This is a genomic window from uncultured Sphingomonas sp. (genome assembly GCF_936927845.1).
Classification (GTDB): domain Bacteria; phylum Pseudomonadota; class Alphaproteobacteria; order Sphingomonadales; family Sphingomonadaceae; genus Sphingomonas.
Genome location: NZ_CAKZHV010000067.1, coordinates 132,448 through 148,995, shown reverse-complemented (window position 1 = coordinate 148,995; position 16,548 = coordinate 132,448). Strand labels below are relative to the sequence as shown.

General features: G+C 71.4%; 19 protein-coding genes and 3 pseudogenes. All 22 read left to right on the top strand.

Features of this window, described 5'->3' with window-relative positions; all coding sequences use genetic code 11:
• The first annotated feature begins 235 nt into the window (after positions 1-235).
• The 22 genes and pseudogenes from Q0579_RS15560 (at position 236) to Q0579_RS15460 (ending at position 16,536) form a co-directional block, all read left to right on the top strand.
• Entirely contained in the window at positions 236-2,506 is a 2,271-nt protein-coding gene (locus Q0579_RS15560; protein WP_298813999.1) for a beta-glucosidase, read from the top strand.
• Positions 2,507-2,611: 105 nt separating this feature from the next.
• Positions 2,612-2,809 (top strand): hypothetical protein, encoded by a 198-nt coding sequence (locus tag Q0579_RS15555; RefSeq protein WP_298813998.1) that lies wholly within the window; start codon positions 2,612-2,614, stop codon positions 2,807-2,809.
• Entirely contained in the window at positions 2,806-3,921 is a 1,116-nt protein-coding gene (locus Q0579_RS15550) for a deoxyribodipyrimidine photo-lyase (RefSeq protein WP_298813997.1), read from the top strand. Before Q0579_RS15555 ends, Q0579_RS15550 begins: the two co-directional genes overlap by 4 nt.
• Before the next feature lie 24 nt (positions 3,922-3,945).
• The gene (locus tag Q0579_RS15545; protein ID WP_298813995.1) at positions 3,946-4,287 is read left to right on the top strand and encodes a hypothetical protein; all 342 of its coding nucleotides are present in this window, start codon (positions 3,946-3,948) and stop codon (positions 4,285-4,287) included.
• A gap of 505 nt (positions 4,288-4,792) precedes the next feature.
• Positions 4,793-5,362 carry a hypothetical protein gene (locus tag Q0579_RS15540; protein WP_298813993.1) on the top strand — a complete coding sequence of 190 codons (570 nt, stop codon included), beginning with the start codon at positions 4,793-4,795 and terminating at the stop codon, positions 5,360-5,362.
• A complete protein-coding gene (locus Q0579_RS18320) occupies positions 5,359-5,877 on the top strand; it encodes a terminase family protein (RefSeq protein WP_366522291.1) in 519 nt (172 codons plus the stop codon). Before Q0579_RS15540 ends, Q0579_RS18320 begins: the two co-directional genes overlap by 4 nt.
• Positions 5,878-5,907: 30 nt before the next feature.
• A pseudogene (locus Q0579_RS18315) lies at positions 5,908-6,444 on the top strand (ATP-binding protein); the annotation flags it as partial.
• Between the two features lie 61 nt (positions 6,445-6,505).
• Positions 6,506-7,150 (top strand): annotated as a pseudogene (locus tag Q0579_RS15530) (phage portal protein); the annotation flags it as partial.
• 83 nt (positions 7,151-7,233) lie between these two features.
• Positions 7,234-7,482, top strand: a complete 249-nt coding sequence (locus Q0579_RS15525; RefSeq protein WP_298814139.1) for a DUF6127 family protein — start codon at positions 7,234-7,236, stop codon at positions 7,480-7,482.
• Positions 7,482-7,850: an HK97 family phage prohead protease gene (locus tag Q0579_RS15520; protein ID WP_298814137.1), complete on the top strand. Its 369-nt coding sequence runs from the start codon at positions 7,482-7,484 to the stop codon at positions 7,848-7,850. Before Q0579_RS15525 ends, Q0579_RS15520 begins: the two co-directional genes overlap by 1 nt.
• A gap of 175 nt (positions 7,851-8,025) precedes the next feature.
• Complete coding sequence (locus tag Q0579_RS15515; protein ID WP_298813991.1) at positions 8,026-9,024, top strand: phage major capsid protein; 999 nt, start codon at positions 8,026-8,028, stop codon at positions 9,022-9,024.
• A gap of 137 nt (positions 9,025-9,161) precedes the next feature.
• Positions 9,162-9,701 (top strand): hypothetical protein, encoded by a 540-nt coding sequence (locus tag Q0579_RS15510; protein WP_298813989.1) that lies wholly within the window; start codon positions 9,162-9,164, stop codon positions 9,699-9,701.
• Complete coding sequence (locus tag Q0579_RS15505; protein ID WP_298813987.1) at positions 9,698-9,916, top strand: hypothetical protein; 219 nt, start codon at positions 9,698-9,700, stop codon at positions 9,914-9,916. Before Q0579_RS15510 ends, Q0579_RS15505 begins: the two co-directional genes overlap by 4 nt.
• A complete protein-coding gene (locus tag Q0579_RS15500) occupies positions 9,913-10,302 on the top strand; it encodes a DUF3168 domain-containing protein (protein ID WP_298813985.1) in 390 nt (129 codons plus the stop codon). The genes Q0579_RS15505 and Q0579_RS15500 overlap by 4 nt, the downstream gene beginning before the upstream one ends.
• A gap of 138 nt (positions 10,303-10,440) precedes the next feature.
• The gene (locus tag Q0579_RS15495) at positions 10,441-10,863 is read left to right on the top strand and encodes a phage major tail protein, TP901-1 family (protein ID WP_298813983.1); all 423 of its coding nucleotides are present in this window, start codon (positions 10,441-10,443) and stop codon (positions 10,861-10,863) included.
• 26 nt (positions 10,864-10,889) lie between these two features.
• Positions 10,890-11,138 carry a GTA-gp10 family protein gene (locus Q0579_RS15490; RefSeq protein ID WP_298814135.1) on the top strand — a complete coding sequence of 83 codons (249 nt, stop codon included), beginning with the start codon at positions 10,890-10,892 and terminating at the stop codon, positions 11,136-11,138.
• A pseudogene (locus Q0579_RS15485) lies at positions 11,036-11,410 on the top strand (DUF2460 domain-containing protein); the annotation flags it as partial. The gene Q0579_RS15490 and the pseudogene Q0579_RS15485, both read left to right, overlap by 103 nt.
• Complete coding sequence (locus Q0579_RS15480) at positions 11,407-12,210, top strand: DUF2163 domain-containing protein (RefSeq protein ID WP_298813979.1); 804 nt, start codon at positions 11,407-11,409, stop codon at positions 12,208-12,210. The pseudogene Q0579_RS15485 and the gene Q0579_RS15480, both read left to right, overlap by 4 nt.
• The gene (locus Q0579_RS15475; RefSeq protein WP_298813977.1) at positions 12,207-12,599 is read left to right on the top strand and encodes a peptidoglycan endopeptidase; all 393 of its coding nucleotides are present in this window, start codon (positions 12,207-12,209) and stop codon (positions 12,597-12,599) included. The genes Q0579_RS15480 and Q0579_RS15475 overlap by 4 nt, the downstream gene beginning before the upstream one ends.
• A 63-nt stretch (positions 12,600-12,662) precedes the next feature.
• Positions 12,663-14,801, top strand: coding sequence for a phage tail protein (locus Q0579_RS15470; RefSeq protein WP_298813975.1), 2,139 nt, complete (start codon positions 12,663-12,665; stop codon positions 14,799-14,801).
• A 2-nt stretch (positions 14,802-14,803) separates the two neighbouring features.
• Complete coding sequence (locus Q0579_RS15465; RefSeq protein WP_298813973.1) at positions 14,804-15,301, top strand: DUF2793 domain-containing protein; 498 nt, start codon at positions 14,804-14,806, stop codon at positions 15,299-15,301.
• Positions 15,302-15,414: 113 nt separating this feature from the next.
• Positions 15,415-16,536 carry an OmpA family protein gene (locus tag Q0579_RS15460; RefSeq protein ID WP_298813972.1) on the top strand — a complete coding sequence of 374 codons (1,122 nt, stop codon included), beginning with the start codon at positions 15,415-15,417 and terminating at the stop codon, positions 16,534-16,536.
• Positions 16,537-16,548 lie beyond the last annotated feature (12 nt).

Sequence of the window (16,548 nt, the reverse complement as noted above, 5' to 3'; positions counted from 1 at the left end):
GAAGGGCACGATAGGCTGCAGGATGTCGGCAATGGAAGGGTGGTAAGCGGCCTCATTCGCACCCGCCTTCGTCCAAGCGATCGGCGGGGCTCCGTCGCGCAGAAATGGTCGAATGGCGCAATCGCGGTGCAGGGTCACCGTTGACGCGGGTGTCGCACTGCTCATTATACCGGCAGCGACGGCCATCGGCGCTTGTGACGCAGGTTGCGACCGCGGGTTTGGGGGAGAGAATAACGTGCGCAATCCACCACGAACGCTCGTTCGCGCCATCTGGCTGGCAGCGACTGCCTCCACGGCGATGCCGCTCGCCGATGCGGCGGCGCAAGCGCCAGCCGGCGCTTCCGGGCAAGCGCAGGCGCCGGCAGGCGTGCCCGCGGGTGCGCGGCCGTGGATGAACGCGGCGCTGCCGGCCGATCGCCGCGTCGCGCTGCTGCTGCCGCAGATGACCCGCGCGGAGAAGCGGGTGCTGGTGCAGGGGTTCTTCGCGACCGATTTCCCGCCAAAGCAGTTCACCGCGCCCGCGGGCGCGCGCAACGGGTCCGCGGGCTACGTGCCCGGTGTGCCGCGGCTGGGCATCCCGCCGCAATGGCAGTCGGACGCGGGCATCGGCGTCGCGAGCCAGGGCGGCGCACCACGCAAGCGCGAGCGCACCGCGCTGCCCTCCAACATCGCGATCGCGGCGACGTGGGACCGCGCGATCGCCGAACGCGGCGGCGCGATGATCGGCGCGGAGGCGCGCGCGTCGGGCTTCAACGTGCTGCTGGCCGGCGGCGTCAATCTGGCACGCGAGCCGCGCAACGGGCGCAATTTCGAATATGGCGGCGAGGACCCGCTGCTCGCGGGCACGATGGTCGGCGCGCAGATCGCGGGCATCCAGTCGAACCATATCGTCTCGACGATCAAGCATTACGCGATCAACGACCAGGAAACCGACCGCAACGCGGGCAATTCGATCATCGACCCGGCGCAGGCGCGCATGTCGGACCTGCTCGCGTTCCAGTTCACGATCGAGCGCGCCGATCCGGGATCGGTGATGTGTTCGTACAACCGCGTCAACGGCCCCTTCGCGTGCGAGAGCCCGTGGTTGCTGGACGAGGTGCTCAGGCGCGACTGGAAATGGCCGGGCTACGTCATGTCGGACTGGGGTGCGACGCACTCGACTGTCCCGGCGATCAGTGCGGGGCTCGACCAGCAATCGGGTTATCCGTTCGACGAGCAACCGTATTACAGCGCCAACCTCGATGCCGCACTGGCGAACGGCACGGTCAAGGACGCGCAACTCGATCAGATGGCCGGGCGCATCCTGCATGCGATGTTCGCCAAGGGGCTGTTCGATCATCCGATCACGGCGGCACCGATGGACTTGCCCGACGCGATGCTCGCCGACCATGCCCGCGTGACGCAGGCGGCGGCGGAAGCGAGCATGGTGCTGCTGCGCAACCAGGGTGCGATCCTGCCGCTGTCGCGTGCAACCAAGCGGATCGTCGTGATTGGCGGCCACGCCGACAAGGGCGTGCTGGCGGGTGGCGGCTCGTCCTTGGTCTATCCCAAGGGCGGGAACGCCGTGCCGGGCCTGGAGCCGACAATCTGGCCGGGGCCGGTGATGTATTATCCCTCCTCGCCGCTGGAGGCGATCAAGCGGCAGGCGCCGGGCGCGGAGGTGACCTTCGTCAACGGGAGCGATCCGGCAGCAGCGGCCGCGGCGGCACGAGGGGCCGATGTCGCCATCGTGTTCGCAACACAATGGGCGGGCGAGTCGTTCGACGTGGCGCTTGAACTACCCGACGGGCAGGATGCATTGATCGCGGGCGTCGCCGCGGCCAACCCGCGCACGGTGGTGGTGCTGGAAAGCGGCGCGGCGGTGCTGACGCCGTGGCGCAACCGCGTCGCCGGCCTGATCGCGGCGTGGTATCCGGGGACCGCGGGCGGCGCGGCGATCGCGGACGTGCTGTTCGGACGCACCAACCCGTCGGGGCACCTGCCCGTGACCTTCCCCGACGCAGTCGCGCAACTGCCGCATCCGGGCGAGCCGGCCAAGGGCGACGTGACCTACAGCGAGGGCGCGGCGGTTGGATACAAATGGTTCGAGCGCAGCGGGCGCAAGCCGGCCTATGCCTTTGGGCACGGCCTGTCGTACACCAGCTTCGCGATGAACGGGCTACGCGCCGTGCCCGCCGGGCAGGGCGCGCGTGCGGACTTCACCGTCCGCAACACGGGCACGGTCGCGGGCAAGGCGGTGCCGCAGGTCTATGTCGCGGGGGCGGGTTGGGAAGCGCCCAAGCGGCTGGGTGGCTTTGCCTCGGTCATGTTGGCGCCCGGCGAGGTGCGCAGCATCGGCGTCACGATCGACCCGCGGCTGTTCGCCACCTTCGACGAGGCGACGCGACGCTGGACGATCGCCGGCGGCAGTTACCGCGTGATGCTGGGCAGCGCATCCGACGCGATCGTGCAGACCGCAACGGTGACGCTGCCGAAGCAGGAGTTGCCCGCAGGGTGGCGGCCCTAAGGGTGGATGCATGACCGGGCCCGCCGCAAAACCCTCGTAGCGGATTCGATCATTGGGCGACGACGGGCACTGCCGCATCGCCGCCGATCCTGTTACCGCGGCGTCATGTTGAAATTGCGTGCGCGACGAGAAGGTGCCGAGGCCAGACGCGCGGTTGCGCTGCTCGCCGAGGTCAGACGATCGATCGAAGCGTTGGGCGACGAGGACCTGCTCGACCTCGCCGACATCTTCGATCAAACGCCCGAGGCAACGCTGAGCGTGTTCGCGACGGCCGAAATGCGACGGCGTAATCTGAGCTTATGACCGCCGCTTCCAACGCCGCCCATGCCTTCACGGAATGGCGCGAGGCGGTGCGCGTGCGGGCGTTGAACGAGCGCGTGCCGTCACCGGATGGTCGCTACGTGCTCTGCTGGTTGCAACAGGCGTTGCGCGCGCGCGACAATCCGGTGATCGATGCCGCGGTACATCTGGGCAACGCGCTGCGATTGCCGGTGCTGGTCTATCACGGTGTTCGCGAGGACTATCCGTACGCGTCGGACCGGCTGCACCGCTTCATCCTGGGCGCCAGCGTCGGTCTTGCCGAAGGATGCCGGCAGCGGGGGCTGGCGTGCGTCCAGCACGTCGACCGCGCCGGGCATCGCGAGAAGGGGCTGGTGCACCGCCTCGCCGTCCAAGCCGCGGCGGTCGTGCTCGAGGATCAGCCGACGTTTGTCGCGCGCTGGCAGGCCGAACGCGTGGCGAAGCGTGCTGAGGTGGCGGTGTTCGGGGTCAACGCCGCCTGCCTGGTGCCGCCCGCCGTGATCGCCGCGGAGACGCGGGGCCGGACCGCGTTCCTGCGTCAGCACGAGCCGGCGCGCGGCGCGTCGATGACATGGACCGAGGAGGAGCCTGACACCCCGCCCTATGCCGGGGCGCTGCCGTTTGCGCCCGATCGGCTGGCCGAGCGCGATCTCGACGCGCTGGTCGCGGGGCTCGACATCGACCATTCGCTGCCGGTCAGCGAAACCTTTCCTGCCGGCCGGCGCGCGGCGGAGGACCGCCTTGCCCGCCTGGTCGCGGCCGTGCTGCCGGGCTATGCCGCGGCGCGCAACGATGCGACGCGGACCGACGGCGCGAGCGGCCTGTCGCCGTATCTGCACTTCGGCGTGCTCGGACCGCGCGAGGTCATGGCGGCGGTGAACGGTACGGCGGCGGGCGCGCAGCACAAGCGCAAGTTCGCCGATGAACTGCTCGGGTGGCGCGAGTGGTTCCACTTCCAGGCGCGGCAAACGGACGCGCCCGAGCGCTACGACCGGGTCGCGGGCTGGGCGCGTCAGACGCTCGCGAACCATGCCGCGGACCCGCGACCCGAGCGCGAAACGCTCGCCGCGATGCTGTCGGGCACGACCGCGGACGAGACGTGGAACGCCTGCTAGCGGCAGTTCCTGGCCGAGGGTTGGATGCACAACAACCTGCGGATGTATTGGGGCAAGCGCATCATCGCGATGACGCCGAGCCCCGAAGCGGCGTGGGCGACCGCCTGCTACCTGAACGATCGGTTGAGCCTCGATGGGCGCGATCCGAGCACCTACGGCAACATCGCGGCGATGTTCGCCGGCGCGCCGGCCGAGCGCGAGCGCGCCGTGTACGGGCGTGTCGCCACGCGCGGCGACGGCTCGACGCGGCACCGGGAGGGCGGTGCCGAATGGCTCGCCGCGGCCGCATCACGCGCGGTGCCCGCTGTGACGGTCCCCGCCGAGGTGCCGGTCGACCCTTACCTTACCGGCGAGGCGGCGGTCTGACGGGTTGGTGTTTGCGGACCTGTTGCGTCGCGCAGATGTAGCGCAGCCGAGATCGTAGATCGTCCGGTCGCCCTCGCCGCGCCTGTCGTTCACCGGGCGGTACGAACATTTGTGGGGAAGCGCGGCGCTGACCGGCGCGGGGTATCGCAGCTTTTCCGCCGCACGGCCGCGCTGCTCCAACATTCGTGCGCTTGTCGCATCCGAGCCGCTTGACAGCGCGACGCTGTTTGTGTACAAAACAAGAACATCGAGATGGTGCGACACCCGAGGCGGTGTTCGCGGCGTGGGATGGTCGAGGGTCGGGCGGTTCGGGGTGGCGCACTCCGCCGCGCCGGCCCTTTGTCGTTTTCACGGCGGCGGGTCGGGGGCAGAGCCGGCGCGCGGGCAGGGCGGTTGTCAGGCGGCAGACCGGGTGAGCGCGGATGCTGAAGGGGAGTCTTTCGAGACGGGGACACGTCGCGTGGGTGGGCGACGTGTGACGGGTGCAGCAAACGGGGGAGCGGACATGGCCGATCTGGCGAACGATGGCGGCGTCGCAGCGGGCGAGGTTCCGGTGCTGCGTGGGAGCAAGGCGCGGCCGATCCAGCGCGTGCGGCGGGCAAGGGGCGAGTTCGGCGCAAAGAAACGGGCGAGCTTCATCGAGGTGCTGGCCGCGACGTGCAACGTGAAGCTGGCGGCGCAAGGATGCGGGGTCGATCCGTGCACGCCGTACAGGCTGCGGCGAGCGGATGCGAGCTTCGCGGCGGCATGGGATGCGGCGCTGGCGAGCGGCTATGCGCGGCTGGAGGCCGAGGCGCTGCGCTACGCGCTGGAGCGACTGCCCGCGTCGGTCGACCCGCACGGCGGCGGCGGCGCCGAGGCAGCGCGGGCAGCGATCGCGGACAGCCCGGTGAACGCGGTGGTGGAGCGCCGCGCGAGCGATGCCGACCTGCGCTTCGTCCTGGCGATACTGGGCCGGCACGCGCGCGGCGTGCAGGGCGAGCGCGCGATCCGCGTTGCACGGCCGAGCGAAGCGGAAACCGACGCGCGATTGGCGGCGCTGCTCGACAGGCTGGCCGGGCAGTTCCGCCGATGAACGGGGCAGGCGAAAACGGGGCGGGCGAAAACGGGGCGGGCGATGGGGAAACCGCGGTCGAGCGGCTGGCGCGATTGTCGCCGGTGTATCGCCAGCGGATCATCGCGCGGATGCCGATCGCGCATCGCCGCGAACTGGCGGAGCGCTGGTCGCTGCGCGCGCACGGCGGGCAGATCGCGCCGCCGGGCGACTGGCAGGTGTGGCTGATCCGCGCCGGGCGCGGGTTTGGCAAGACGCGCGCAGGCGCGGAATGGGTCAACGCCGCGGCCAGGGCGCGCGCGGTCCGCGTCGCGCTGGTCGGCGCGACGATCGAGGATGCGCGGCGCGTGATGGTCGAAGGGCCGAGCGGGGTGATCGCGGTCGCGGGCGCTGACGTGCCGGTGGTGTGGAAACCGGCACGCGGCGAGGTGCGCTGGCCATCGGGTGCGGTCGCGACGGTCTATTCCGCGGCCAATGCGGAAAGCCTGCGCGGACCCGAGCATCACCTCGCCTGGGCGGACGAGCTGGGCAAATAGAAGGGGGTGGAGGCGTGGAACAACCTGCTGATGGGATTGCGGCTGGGGGATGATCCACGCGCGCTGGTGACGACGACGCCGCGCACCACGCAGTTGATGCGGCAGGTGATGGCGGCGCCCGGGACGGTCGAGACGCGGGGCGCCACGCGCGACAATCCGCACCTGCCCGCGCGCTTCGTGCAGGCGATGGAGGCGGCGTACGGTGGCACGCGGCTCGGGCGGCAGGAGCTGGAGGGCGAGATGATGGCGGACGTGGTCGGCGCGTTGTGGCCGCGCGCGCTGATCGAGGCGCAGCGGATCGCGGTGGGCGCGGTGCCGCGGCTGCGCCGCATCGTCGTCGCGGTCGATCCGCCGGCGAGCGCGGGCGGCGACGCGTGCGGGATCGTGGCGGCGGCGCTGGGTGTCGACGATTGCGGCTATGTGCTGGAGGATGCGAGCGTCGCGGGTGCCTCGCCGGAAGGCTGGGCGCGCGCGGTGGCGGCATGCGCGGCGCGGCACGGCGCCGACCGCGTGGTCGCCGAGAAGAACCAGGGCGGCGACATGGTCGGGCGCGTGCTGGAGATCGCCGACACGGGGTTGCCGGTGACGCTGGTGCACGCGAGCCGCGGCAAGGTGGCGCGCGCCGAGCGTGATCCACGTGCGCGCATTCAACCCGGTCGACGACCATTACGGGCTCGGGTGTCTGGGTGCGGCGTCGGGTGCGATCGCGATCCACAATGCGGCGGCGGCCTGGAACAAGGCGCTGCTCGACAATGCGGCCCGCCCGTCGGGCGCGCTGGTGTACGACGCGGGCGACGGCGCGACCCTGTCGGCGGAACAGTTCCAGCGCCTGAAGGAGGAGATGGAGGCGGGGTTCCAGGGGGCCGCCAATGCCGGGCGGCCGATGCTGCTGGAGGGCGGATTGAAGTGGCAGGCGATGAGCCTCTCGCCCGCCGACATGGATTTCGTGGCAACGAAAGCGGCGGCAGCGCGCGAGATCGCGCTGGCGTTCGGCGTGCCCTCCATGCTGCTCGGGCTGCCGGGCGACAGCACGCACGCGAACTACAAGGAAGCGAACAAGGCGCTGTGGCGATTGAGCGTGCTGCCGCTCGCCGGCGCGATCCTGGCGGCGATGCGCGAGGGGCTGGCGCCGTGGTTCGAAGGCGCCGTGCTGGAGGTCGACATGGACATGGTGCCGGCGTTGGTCGAGGACCGCGAGCGGCTGTGGCGGATGGTGACCGCGGCCGATTTCGTGACGCGCGACGAGAAACGCGAGATGGTGGGTTGGTCGTGAGCGGGGCGGTGGCGGGCGGGGCGACGGCGGGGAGCGCGGTGCTGGCGCAATTGCTCGCCCAGGCCGGGGAGCGCGGCGCGGACATGGCGACGTTGCGCGCAATCGCGGAAGAAGCGGGCGAACTGGGCGCGGTGCGCGCGCTGACGCGGCTGGGGCTCGCCGACGAGGGCGCGGGCGCGGATGTCGCGGAGCTGCGCGAACTGCTCAAGGCGTGGCGCGACGCGAAACGCTCGGCATGGAAGGCGTTGGTCGCCTGGGTCGCGCGGATGGCGTGCGCGCTGCTGCTGCTGGGGCTGGCGGTCAAGCTCGGTTTCGGGGAGTGGGTCAAGTGATCCGGGTCGAGGGCTATGCCGCGGTGTTCGATGCGGTGGACCGCGCGGGCGACGTGGTGCGGCGCGGCGCGTTCGCGGATGCTGCCTGCGTGCCGCTGCTGGTGCAGCATCGCGGGCGCGCGGTGGGGCGGATCGAGGCGATCGGCGAGGATGCGCGTGGGCTTCGCGTGGTGGCGGTAGTGGCGCACGCGGGCGTCGCGCGGGCGGTGGCAAGCGGCGCGCTCGGCGGACTGTCGGTGGGGTACCGGGCGCGCAGCGTGCGGCAGGGCGCACGGCGCGAGATCCTGCGCGCGACATTGGCCGAGGTGAGCCTGGTCGCGGTGCCGCTGCAGCCGGCGGCGCGGGTGGAGCGGGTGAGCGCGGTGTAGCGAGCGTGCGTCGCGGCCAGATTCGAAGCGGTCGCGACAAGAAGCGCGAGTTCCCGGGATGACGAGGGCGGGTGCCCTATTTGTCGACATTTTCGGTTCGGGTGGGGCGGGGGCCTCGTCCGGGTGACCTCGTTCGCGCGTGCGGGCGAGGTGTTTTCGTGTGAGGAGAATGAGCATGAACGACGTGGTGGTGCGGCCGGTGCTGGACGGCGCGCGTGAGGTGGCGGGGGCGTTCGATGGCTTCGTCCGGTCGGGGGCGGTGATCGAGACCAAGGCGTTCACCGGGGTGACCGGGGACGCGGGCGGTTATGCGATCCCGAAGGAAATCGACGCGGTGATCGACGCGACGCTGAAATCCGCGAGCCCGATCCGCGGTATCGCCAGCGTGGTGCAGGTCGGGTCGGCGGGTTATCGCAAGCTGGTGACGACGGGGGGCACGCCGTCGGGCTGGGCGGCGGAAAGCGATGCGCGGCCAGGGACGGCGACGCCCGTGTTCGCCGAGATCGCGCCGCCGATGGGCGAATTGTACGCCAACCCGTCGGCGAGCCAGGCGATGCTGGACGACGCGATGTTCGACGTCGAAGCATGGCTGGCGGGGGAGATCGCGGCGGAGTTCGCCAAGGCCGAGGGCGTGGCGTTCGTGAACGGCAGCGGGGTGAACCGCCCGCGCGGGTTCCTGCAAGCCGCGACCAGCAACGCGGGCGACGCGACGCGCAGCTTCGGGACGCTGCAATATCTCGCCAGTGGGGCAGCGGGCGATTTCGGCAGCGGCGCGCCCGAACGGCTGATCGACCTGGTGCAGTCGTTGCGCAGCCCGTATCGCCAGGGTGCGACCTGGGTGATGAACGCGGCGACCGCGGCGCGCATCCGCAAGTTCAAGACCGCCGACGGGCAGTTCCTGTGGCAGCCGAGTCTCGCGAGCGGGCAGCCGGCGAGCCTGCTCGGCTATCCGGTGGTCGAGGCCGAGGACATGCCCGATATCGCGGCCAACAGCCTGTCGATCGCGTTCGGCAATTTCCGCGCCGGCTACCTGATCACTGAGCGGCAGGAGACCAACGTCTTGCGCGATCCATATTCGAACAAGCCGTTCGTGACCTTCTACGCCACCAAGCGCGTCGGCGGGTGCGTGTCGAACAGCGAAGCGATCAAGCTGATGAAGTTCGCCGCGGCGTGAGGCGGGCGCCCTTGGATTGCCCAAGCAATCCGAGGGATCGCCACGGCGGCCAGCGGGCGCGGTGACGCCGCATCCATCTGACGGCGTGGCGGGCGGGCAGCGTAGTCGGCGCGGCAAACAGTCGGCGGGGGATGGAGATGACGGTGTTGAACGGGCTCGGCGCCGCGGTGCTGGGCGGGGAGGATCGTGCGCAGGTGGTGGCGGCGGTCAAGGCGCACCTGCGCGCGAGCATCGGCGACGAGGACGCGCTGATCGTGGCGACGGCGGAGAGCGCGCTGGGCGTGGCAGAGCAGTTCCTGGGGCAGGTGCTGATCGCGCGCGCGGTCTCGGCAGTGGTGGAGGCGGGTAGGGGCTGGCAGGTGTTGCCGGTCGGCACGGTCCGCGCGATCACTTCGGTGACGGCGGTGGGGACCGCGCTGCCGGTCGCGGACTACGGCGTCGACGTGGATGCGCAGGGGCTCGGCTGGGTGCGGGTCGGGCGGCGGGCGAGCGTGATCGCGCAGGCGGGGGTGAGCGCGGACTGGGCGGGCTTGCCGGCGGCGGTGCGGCACGGCGTGGTGATGCTGGCGGCGCACCTGTTCGAAGATCGCGACGGGGCAAAGCCAGTGCCCGCGGCAGTGACCGCATTGTGGCGGCCGTTCCGCCGCATGACGCTGGCGCAGGCGGTGCACGCGTGAGCGCGGCGCTGGGGCAGCGCGTGCATGCGACGGCGGACGCGCGGATCGCGCGCGCGGTGGCGGGGGTGGTGTCGCGGCTGGCGGCGCGGTTGCGCGACGTGCCGGGCGTGAGCGTCGATGAAGCGGGCGACCATGTCGTGGTGCGGGGCGCGGGCCTCCACGCGCGGCGGCTGGAGGAGGCGGTCTTGCGCGACGTGGCGGGGTGGCTGCGATGAGCGCGGCGGCAGGGGCCGCGGTGCGTGCGGGCGTGCTGGCGCGGTTGCGCGCGGTGCCGGGGGTGAACGGCGTGTGGGAGGGGGCGGGGGTGAGCGCGGCGGCGCCGTTCCTGGTGCTGGGCGACGTGGTGGCGAGCGACTGGGGCACGAAGGACGCGGCGGGTGCGGAGCTGCGGATCGCGGTGACGGTACGCGACCGGAGTGACACGCCCGCGCGCGCGGGTGCGCTGGCGGCGGCGGTCGAGGCGGCCGTGGCGGCGCTGCCGCGCGTTTTGGGCGAGTGGCGTGTCGCGAGCGTGGTGCTGGTGCGATCGAGCGTCGTCGCGGCAGGCAGGGGCGCGTGGGCGGCGACCGTGGATCACCGGGTCAGGGTGCTGGCGGGGTAGGAGCTGAGGGGCGGGGGGTGTGCTTCCGGGCTTCCCCTCTCCCCTCCGCACCTTTGGTGCTCCCTCCCCTCTCCCCGAAGGGGCGACAGCTTGTTTGCGCGCCTGCGACACGGGCGCGCGCTTTTCAGGAGAAATACGATGGCGGTGGAGAAGGGGTCGGCGTTCCTGCTGAAGGTGGGCGATGGCGGCAGCCCGGTGGCGTATCGGACGGTCGCGGGGCTGAGGACGACGCAATTGTCGGTGAACGGCGAGAGCGTCGCGGTGACCAGCAAGGATTCGGGCGGGTGGCGCGAATTACTGTCGGGGGCGGGCGTACGCCACGTCAGCGTGTCGGGCGCGGGGGTGTTCACGGGATCGGCGGCGGAGATGCGCGTCAAGGCGAGCGCGCTTGCCGGCACGATCGACGATTACCGGCTGACGTTCGAGGGCGGCGAGATGATGACGGGACGGTTCCTGGTCACGCGGCTCGACTATGCCGGGGATTACAACGGCGAGCGCAGCTACACGCTGGCGCTGGAAAGCTCGGGCGCGGTCCTGTCGAGCGACGGGTTGAGTTCGTGAGCGGGGCGGCGCATCCGGCCCCTGCAATTCCGGCTTCTGCCAATCCGGCGCGTGGAGAGGCGGCGTTGCGGGTCGCGGGGGTGGAGGTGGTGCTGCGGCCGACGTTCGCGGCGCTGGCGGCGGCGGAGGGCGAGCTCGGCTCGCTGTTCGCGCTCGTCGAGCGGGCGGCCGAGGCCCGGCGCGCGGATTCCGGTTGCGCGATCCGTTCGATCACGCCGGGGACGAGGTTCCGATCGGCGTCGGTGATGGGACGAGGCGCGCATTCGCGCTGGTGAAACGCTACGGCGATGCCGAGCGGCGGATCACGCGGCCGGTGGCGGGCAGCGTGAGCGTGGCGGTCGACGGGCGCGCGGTGCACGCGTTCGCGGTCGGTGACGCGGGCGTGGTGACGCTGGACGCGGCGCCGGCGAAGGGGGCGGTGGTGACCGCGTCGTTCGCCTTTGACGTGCCGGTGCGGTTTGCGGAGGATCGGTTAAGCGTGTCGCGCGCGACCTATCTGGCGGGCGAGGCGGCATCGGTTCCGCTGATCGAGGTGCGCGAGGCATGAGCGACGCGCTCACGACCTTGGCCTTGTGCTGGCTGGTCGAGCGCCGGGACGGGGTGACGCTGGCGCTGACCGATCATGACCGCGACCTAGTGGTGGCGGGCGTCACCTATCGCGCCGCGCCGGGGATGACGCCGTCGGCGATCGTGCGGGCCGAAGGGCTGGACGCCGACACGATGGACGCGCGCGGTGCGCTCCACGCCGAGGCGATCTCGGAAGCCGACCTGGATGCGGGGCGGTGGGACGGCGCGCGCGTGGCGATGAGCGCGGTCGACTGGAGCCGCGACGACGCGGTGCCGATTGCCCTGGGCCAGGGCGTGATCGGCGAGGTCGAAGTGCGCGACGGCGCCTTTTCCGCCGAGCTGAAGGGGGCGGCGGGGCGGCTGGAACGGCCGGTGACCGAGGCGACCTCGCCCGAGTGCCGCGCCCAATTGGGCGACCGGCGCTGCCGCGTGGCGATGGCGGGGCGGCGGCGGTTCGCGCGGGTGGCGGCTGCCGAGGGCGCGGTGCTGACGCTCGACGCCGCCGAGCCGAGCGCGGGCGCGTATGGTGACGGGCGGCTGCGCTGGCTGGGCGGCGCGAACTGCGGGCTGGAGGCAGCGGTGCTCGATTCAGCGGGCCGGCGCGTGACGCTGCGCGCCGCGCCGCCGTTCGCGGTCGCGGCGGGCACGCTGATCGAGGTGGTGGAAGGGTGCGACAAGCGGATCGCGACCTGCGCGGGACGGTTTGCCAATGCGGTGAATTTCCGCGGTGAGCCGTTCCTGCCGGGGATCGACCTGCTGACGCGCTATCCCGGCGCGTGAGCGCGACAGGAGAGCGCGTCGCGGTGGCGGCGCGCGCGCTGGTCGGCGTGCGGTTCCGCGCACAGGGGCGTGATCCGGCGCTGGGGCTCGACTGCGTCGGGGTAGCGGTGGTGGCGCTGCGCGGCGCGGGCGTGCACGTGGCCGTGCGTGACGACTATCCGCTGCGATCGGCGGCGTGGAACCCGCGCGACGAGCCGGGCGCGCTGATGCGCTGCGGCGGGACCAAGGCTGGCGACGTGCTGCTGCTGCGCGTCGATGCGACGCAGCTTCACGTCGCGGTGCGTACCGCGGGCGGGATCGTCCACGCCGACGCCGGCCTGCGGCGCGTGGTGGAGCGGGTGGGCGTGCTCGACTGGCCGATCGTGGCGGCGTGGCGCGCGCGCGAGTGAAGCGCTGAGCCGTGCGTGAAGCTCGGCGCGAGAAGCGGGGCGGGGCGGGGCGGGGGAGACGAGATGGCGACGTTGGTGCTGACAACGGTCGGTGGCGCGATCGGCGGGCCGATCGGCGCGGCGGTGGGGGCGGTGCTGGGGCAGCGGGTCGACGCCGGTCTGCTCGCGCCCAAGGGGCGGCAGGGACCGCGGCTGAGCGAGCTCAAGGTCCAGACATCGAGCTATGGTACGCAGGTGCCCAAGGTGTTCGGGCGCATGCGGGTCGCAGGGTGCGTGATCTGGGCGACCGACCTGATCGAGCAGCGCGGCACGACCCGCGGCGGCAAGGGGCAGGGCAGCGTCACCAGCTACAGCTATGCCGCGTCGTTCGCCGTGGCGCTGTCGGCGCGCAGGATCGCGGGGGTCGGGCGGATCTGGGCGGACGGCAAGCTGCTGCGCGGCGCGGCAGGCGACTGGAAGGCGCACACCGGGTTCCGGCTGTACCCGGGCGACGAGCAGCAGGCACCAGACCCGCTGATCGCGGGCGCGGTGGGTAGCGCGGGAGGCGCGGCGACGCCGGCGCATCGCGGGATCGCCTATGCGGTGTTCGAGATGCTGCAACTGGCGGATTACGGCAACCGTATTCCGTCGCTCACCTTCGAGGTGATCGCGGACGAAGGCACGATGCGGGTCGGCGACATCGCGCGCGCGATCGGCGACGGCGCGCTGGTGGGTGCGGGGCCGGACGATCCCGTCCACGGTTACGCCGCGAGCGGCGACACGATCGCGGGCGCGGCGGAAACGCTTGGCCGGTTGAGCGGCGGGTGGTTCGTCGATCGCGGCGACGGCGTCATGCTCGCCAACCGGGTGCATGCGCCCCGGCAGATCGAGGCGCGCACGACCGCGCGCACGCGCCTGCCGCTCGACCGCGTGCCCGAGAGCGTCGCGGTGGCGCATTACGATCCCGCGCGTGACTATCAAATCGGGGTTCAACGCGCGGTGCGCGCAGGCAGCGGCGGACGCGGCGAGGATGTGTCGCTCGCCGCGGCGTTGCCGGCGGAGCGCGCAAAGGGGATCGCGCTTGCAACGCTGCTCGCGCGTGAACAGGTGCGCGAGACGCGGCAGGTGGTGACCGACGCGCGCGCGATCGCGCTGGCGCCGGGCGATGCGGTGAGGCTGGGCGACCAGGCGCGCGTGTGGCGGGTGGTGCGCAGCAGCGTGGAGGCGATGCGCGTGACGCTCGATCTGGTGCCGATCAGCGCGGCCGCGATCCCGCGCGCCGCCGACTCCGGGACGGTGAACGCCAGCGCCGACGTCGCCGCGGGCCGCACCGTGATCGAAGTGTTTGAGCTATTCCCGAACGGGGAGGACGCGCCGACCGCGCCGATCATCGCGATCGCGGCTGCGGGCGACCAGCCGGGATGGCGGCGCGCTGGTGTCGAGATGAGCCGCGACGAGGGCGTGACCTGGGAGGCGATCGGCGACACCGCCGCGCCTGCGGTGATCGGCCGCACGGTGGCGCCAGTGCGCGCTGGCGGCGGCGCGCTGATCGACCGCGCCAACGTGATCGAGGTGGCGCTGCTGCACGACAGCATGACGGTGCAAAGCGCCGCCGCGGACGCGCTCGATCGCGGTGCCAATCTGGCGCTGCTGGGCGACGAGGTGATCCGGTTCGCGCGCGCCGAGCAGGTCGGCCCGGCGCGGTGGCGGCTGTCGGGTCTTGGGCGTGGATTGAACGGCAGCGAGTCGCGCCCGCATGCGGCGGGAACGCGATTCGTGCTGCTCGAGCGCGAGTCGCTGCTGCTGCCAACCGCGGGTGCGGTGCGGATCGGCGATCGCGTGCGGGTGAATGCGCGCGGAATCGGCGACTCGGACGATGTCGTCGCGAACGCCGACGTCGCGGTCGATGGGCGTTCGGTGGCGCCGCTCACGCCCGTTCACCTGCGCTGGCAGGCGCTCGCCGCAGGGGACGCGCGGGTCACCTGGATCAGGCGGAGCCGGGTCGGCTGGCGCTGGGCCGACGGCGAGGTTCCGCTCGGCGAGGAGCGCGAATGCTACCGCGTGGCGGTGACGAGTGCATTGGGCACGCGCGTGTTCCTGGTCGACCAGCCGCTCGCCTCGATCACGCGCGACGAGGTGGCGGGCGGTGGCGTCCACGTCTCTGTCGAGCAGGTCGGCACTGCCGCGACCTCCCGTCCCGCCATCATCATGCAAGGGAATTGATCATGAGTGAGGATCAAACGCCGCGGCTGAAGCTGCCAGTGTTGCAAATCGGTCAGTCGGCCAAGGAAGCGACGCACAATGAAGCACTTGCGCTGCTCGACCTGGTGGCAGCAGCGGCCGTCGAGGATGTCGGCGTGAACGTGCCGCCGGCCGATCCGGCGGTTGGACAATGCTGGATCGTGGGCGATGCGCCGGCCGCGGAATGGATCGGAAACGCGCAGGCGATCGCGGGATGGACGGTCGGCGGATGGCGCTTCGTCGCGCCCGTACCGGGCCTGTCCGCATGGTGCATCGCGCGGGCGCGGCGGGTCACGTTCCACGATTGCTGGGAGGACGGCGTGGTCCGCGCGACGCGCCTGCTCGTGGACGGCGTGCCCGTCGTGGGGCCGCGCCAGCCGGCGATCACGACACCGCAAGGAGGGGCGGTGATCGACGTCGAGGCACGCGCCGCGATCGCCGACATGCTCGCGGCGATGCGCGCGCACGGTCTGGTCGCTTGATCCAAACTGTGTCCTTGGTGCCACACTCAGCTATTTTGATCGCTTGTGCGGAAACCAAGGCTCGGATAGTGGGTTTGCGCTGTCCGTAGTGACACCAAGGAAAGGGGAATAGTATGCGGAAGCTTGCCATAACTGTGGCGCTCGCTTCGACCGCGCTCGCCTCGCCCGCACTGGCCCGCGACAACGCGTGGTACGTGGGCGTTGAGGGCGGTGCGATGATCGTCGAAGACATCGACTACAACGTCAATGGCGCGGCCACCACGCTGAGCGGCACCACCTCCATCGATCACAACTATGGTTACGACCTTGACGGTGTGATCGGTTACGATTTCGGCGCGTTCCGTCTTGAGGCGGAAGTTGGCTATCGCGAAGCGACGGTGGACGGCATTCGCTCGTCTGGCCGCATTCCGTTCGGCCCGAACGCCGTGCAGACCGTTCCGGCTGGCAGCTACAACTATGCCGGCGGCAAGAGCTCGGCGCTCAGCTTCATGATCAACGGCCTGCTGGACTTCGGTCCGGACGATGGTCTGCAGGGTTTCGTCGGTGGCGGCGCCGGTGTGGCGCGCGTGAAGGGCAAGTACGGCCTGGGCCGCAGCTACGACCTGGTTGACGACTCGGACACCGTGTTTGCATGGCAGGCTCTCGCAGGCGTCCGTGCGCCGCTTAGCGACCGGGTCGACGTGTCGGTCAAGTATCGCTTCTTCAACGCCGACAGCGTCAACCTCGTCGACGCGCGCACCAGCGGCTACGACGGCCGGTTCCGTTCGCACAGCATCCTGGGCGGCGTGACCTACAACTTCGGTGAGCCGGCAGCACCGCCGCCGCCGCCGCCGCCGCCACCGCCGCCGCCCGAGCCGGCTCCGCCGCCGCCGCCGGAAGTGGTCTGCTCGCCGGGTCCGTTCATTGTCTTCTTCGAGTGGGACAAGTCGGACGTCACGCCGGAAGCAGCGTCGATCCTCGACAACGCGGTGACGCAGTATCAGAACTGCAGCAACGCGCAGGTCATGCTGGCGGGTTACACCGACACGTCGGGTTCCTCGCAGTACAACGTCGGCCTGTCGCAGCGTCGCGCGGACTCGGTGAAGGCTTACCTCGCGTCGAAGGGCATCCCGGACGGCGTGATGACCACGGAAGCGTTCGGCGAAACCCGCCTGCGCGTCCAGACCGCCGACGGCGTGCGCGAAGTGCAAAACCGTCGCGTGGAGATCACCTACGGTCCGGGTTCGGGCCAGTAAGTCAATCAACAA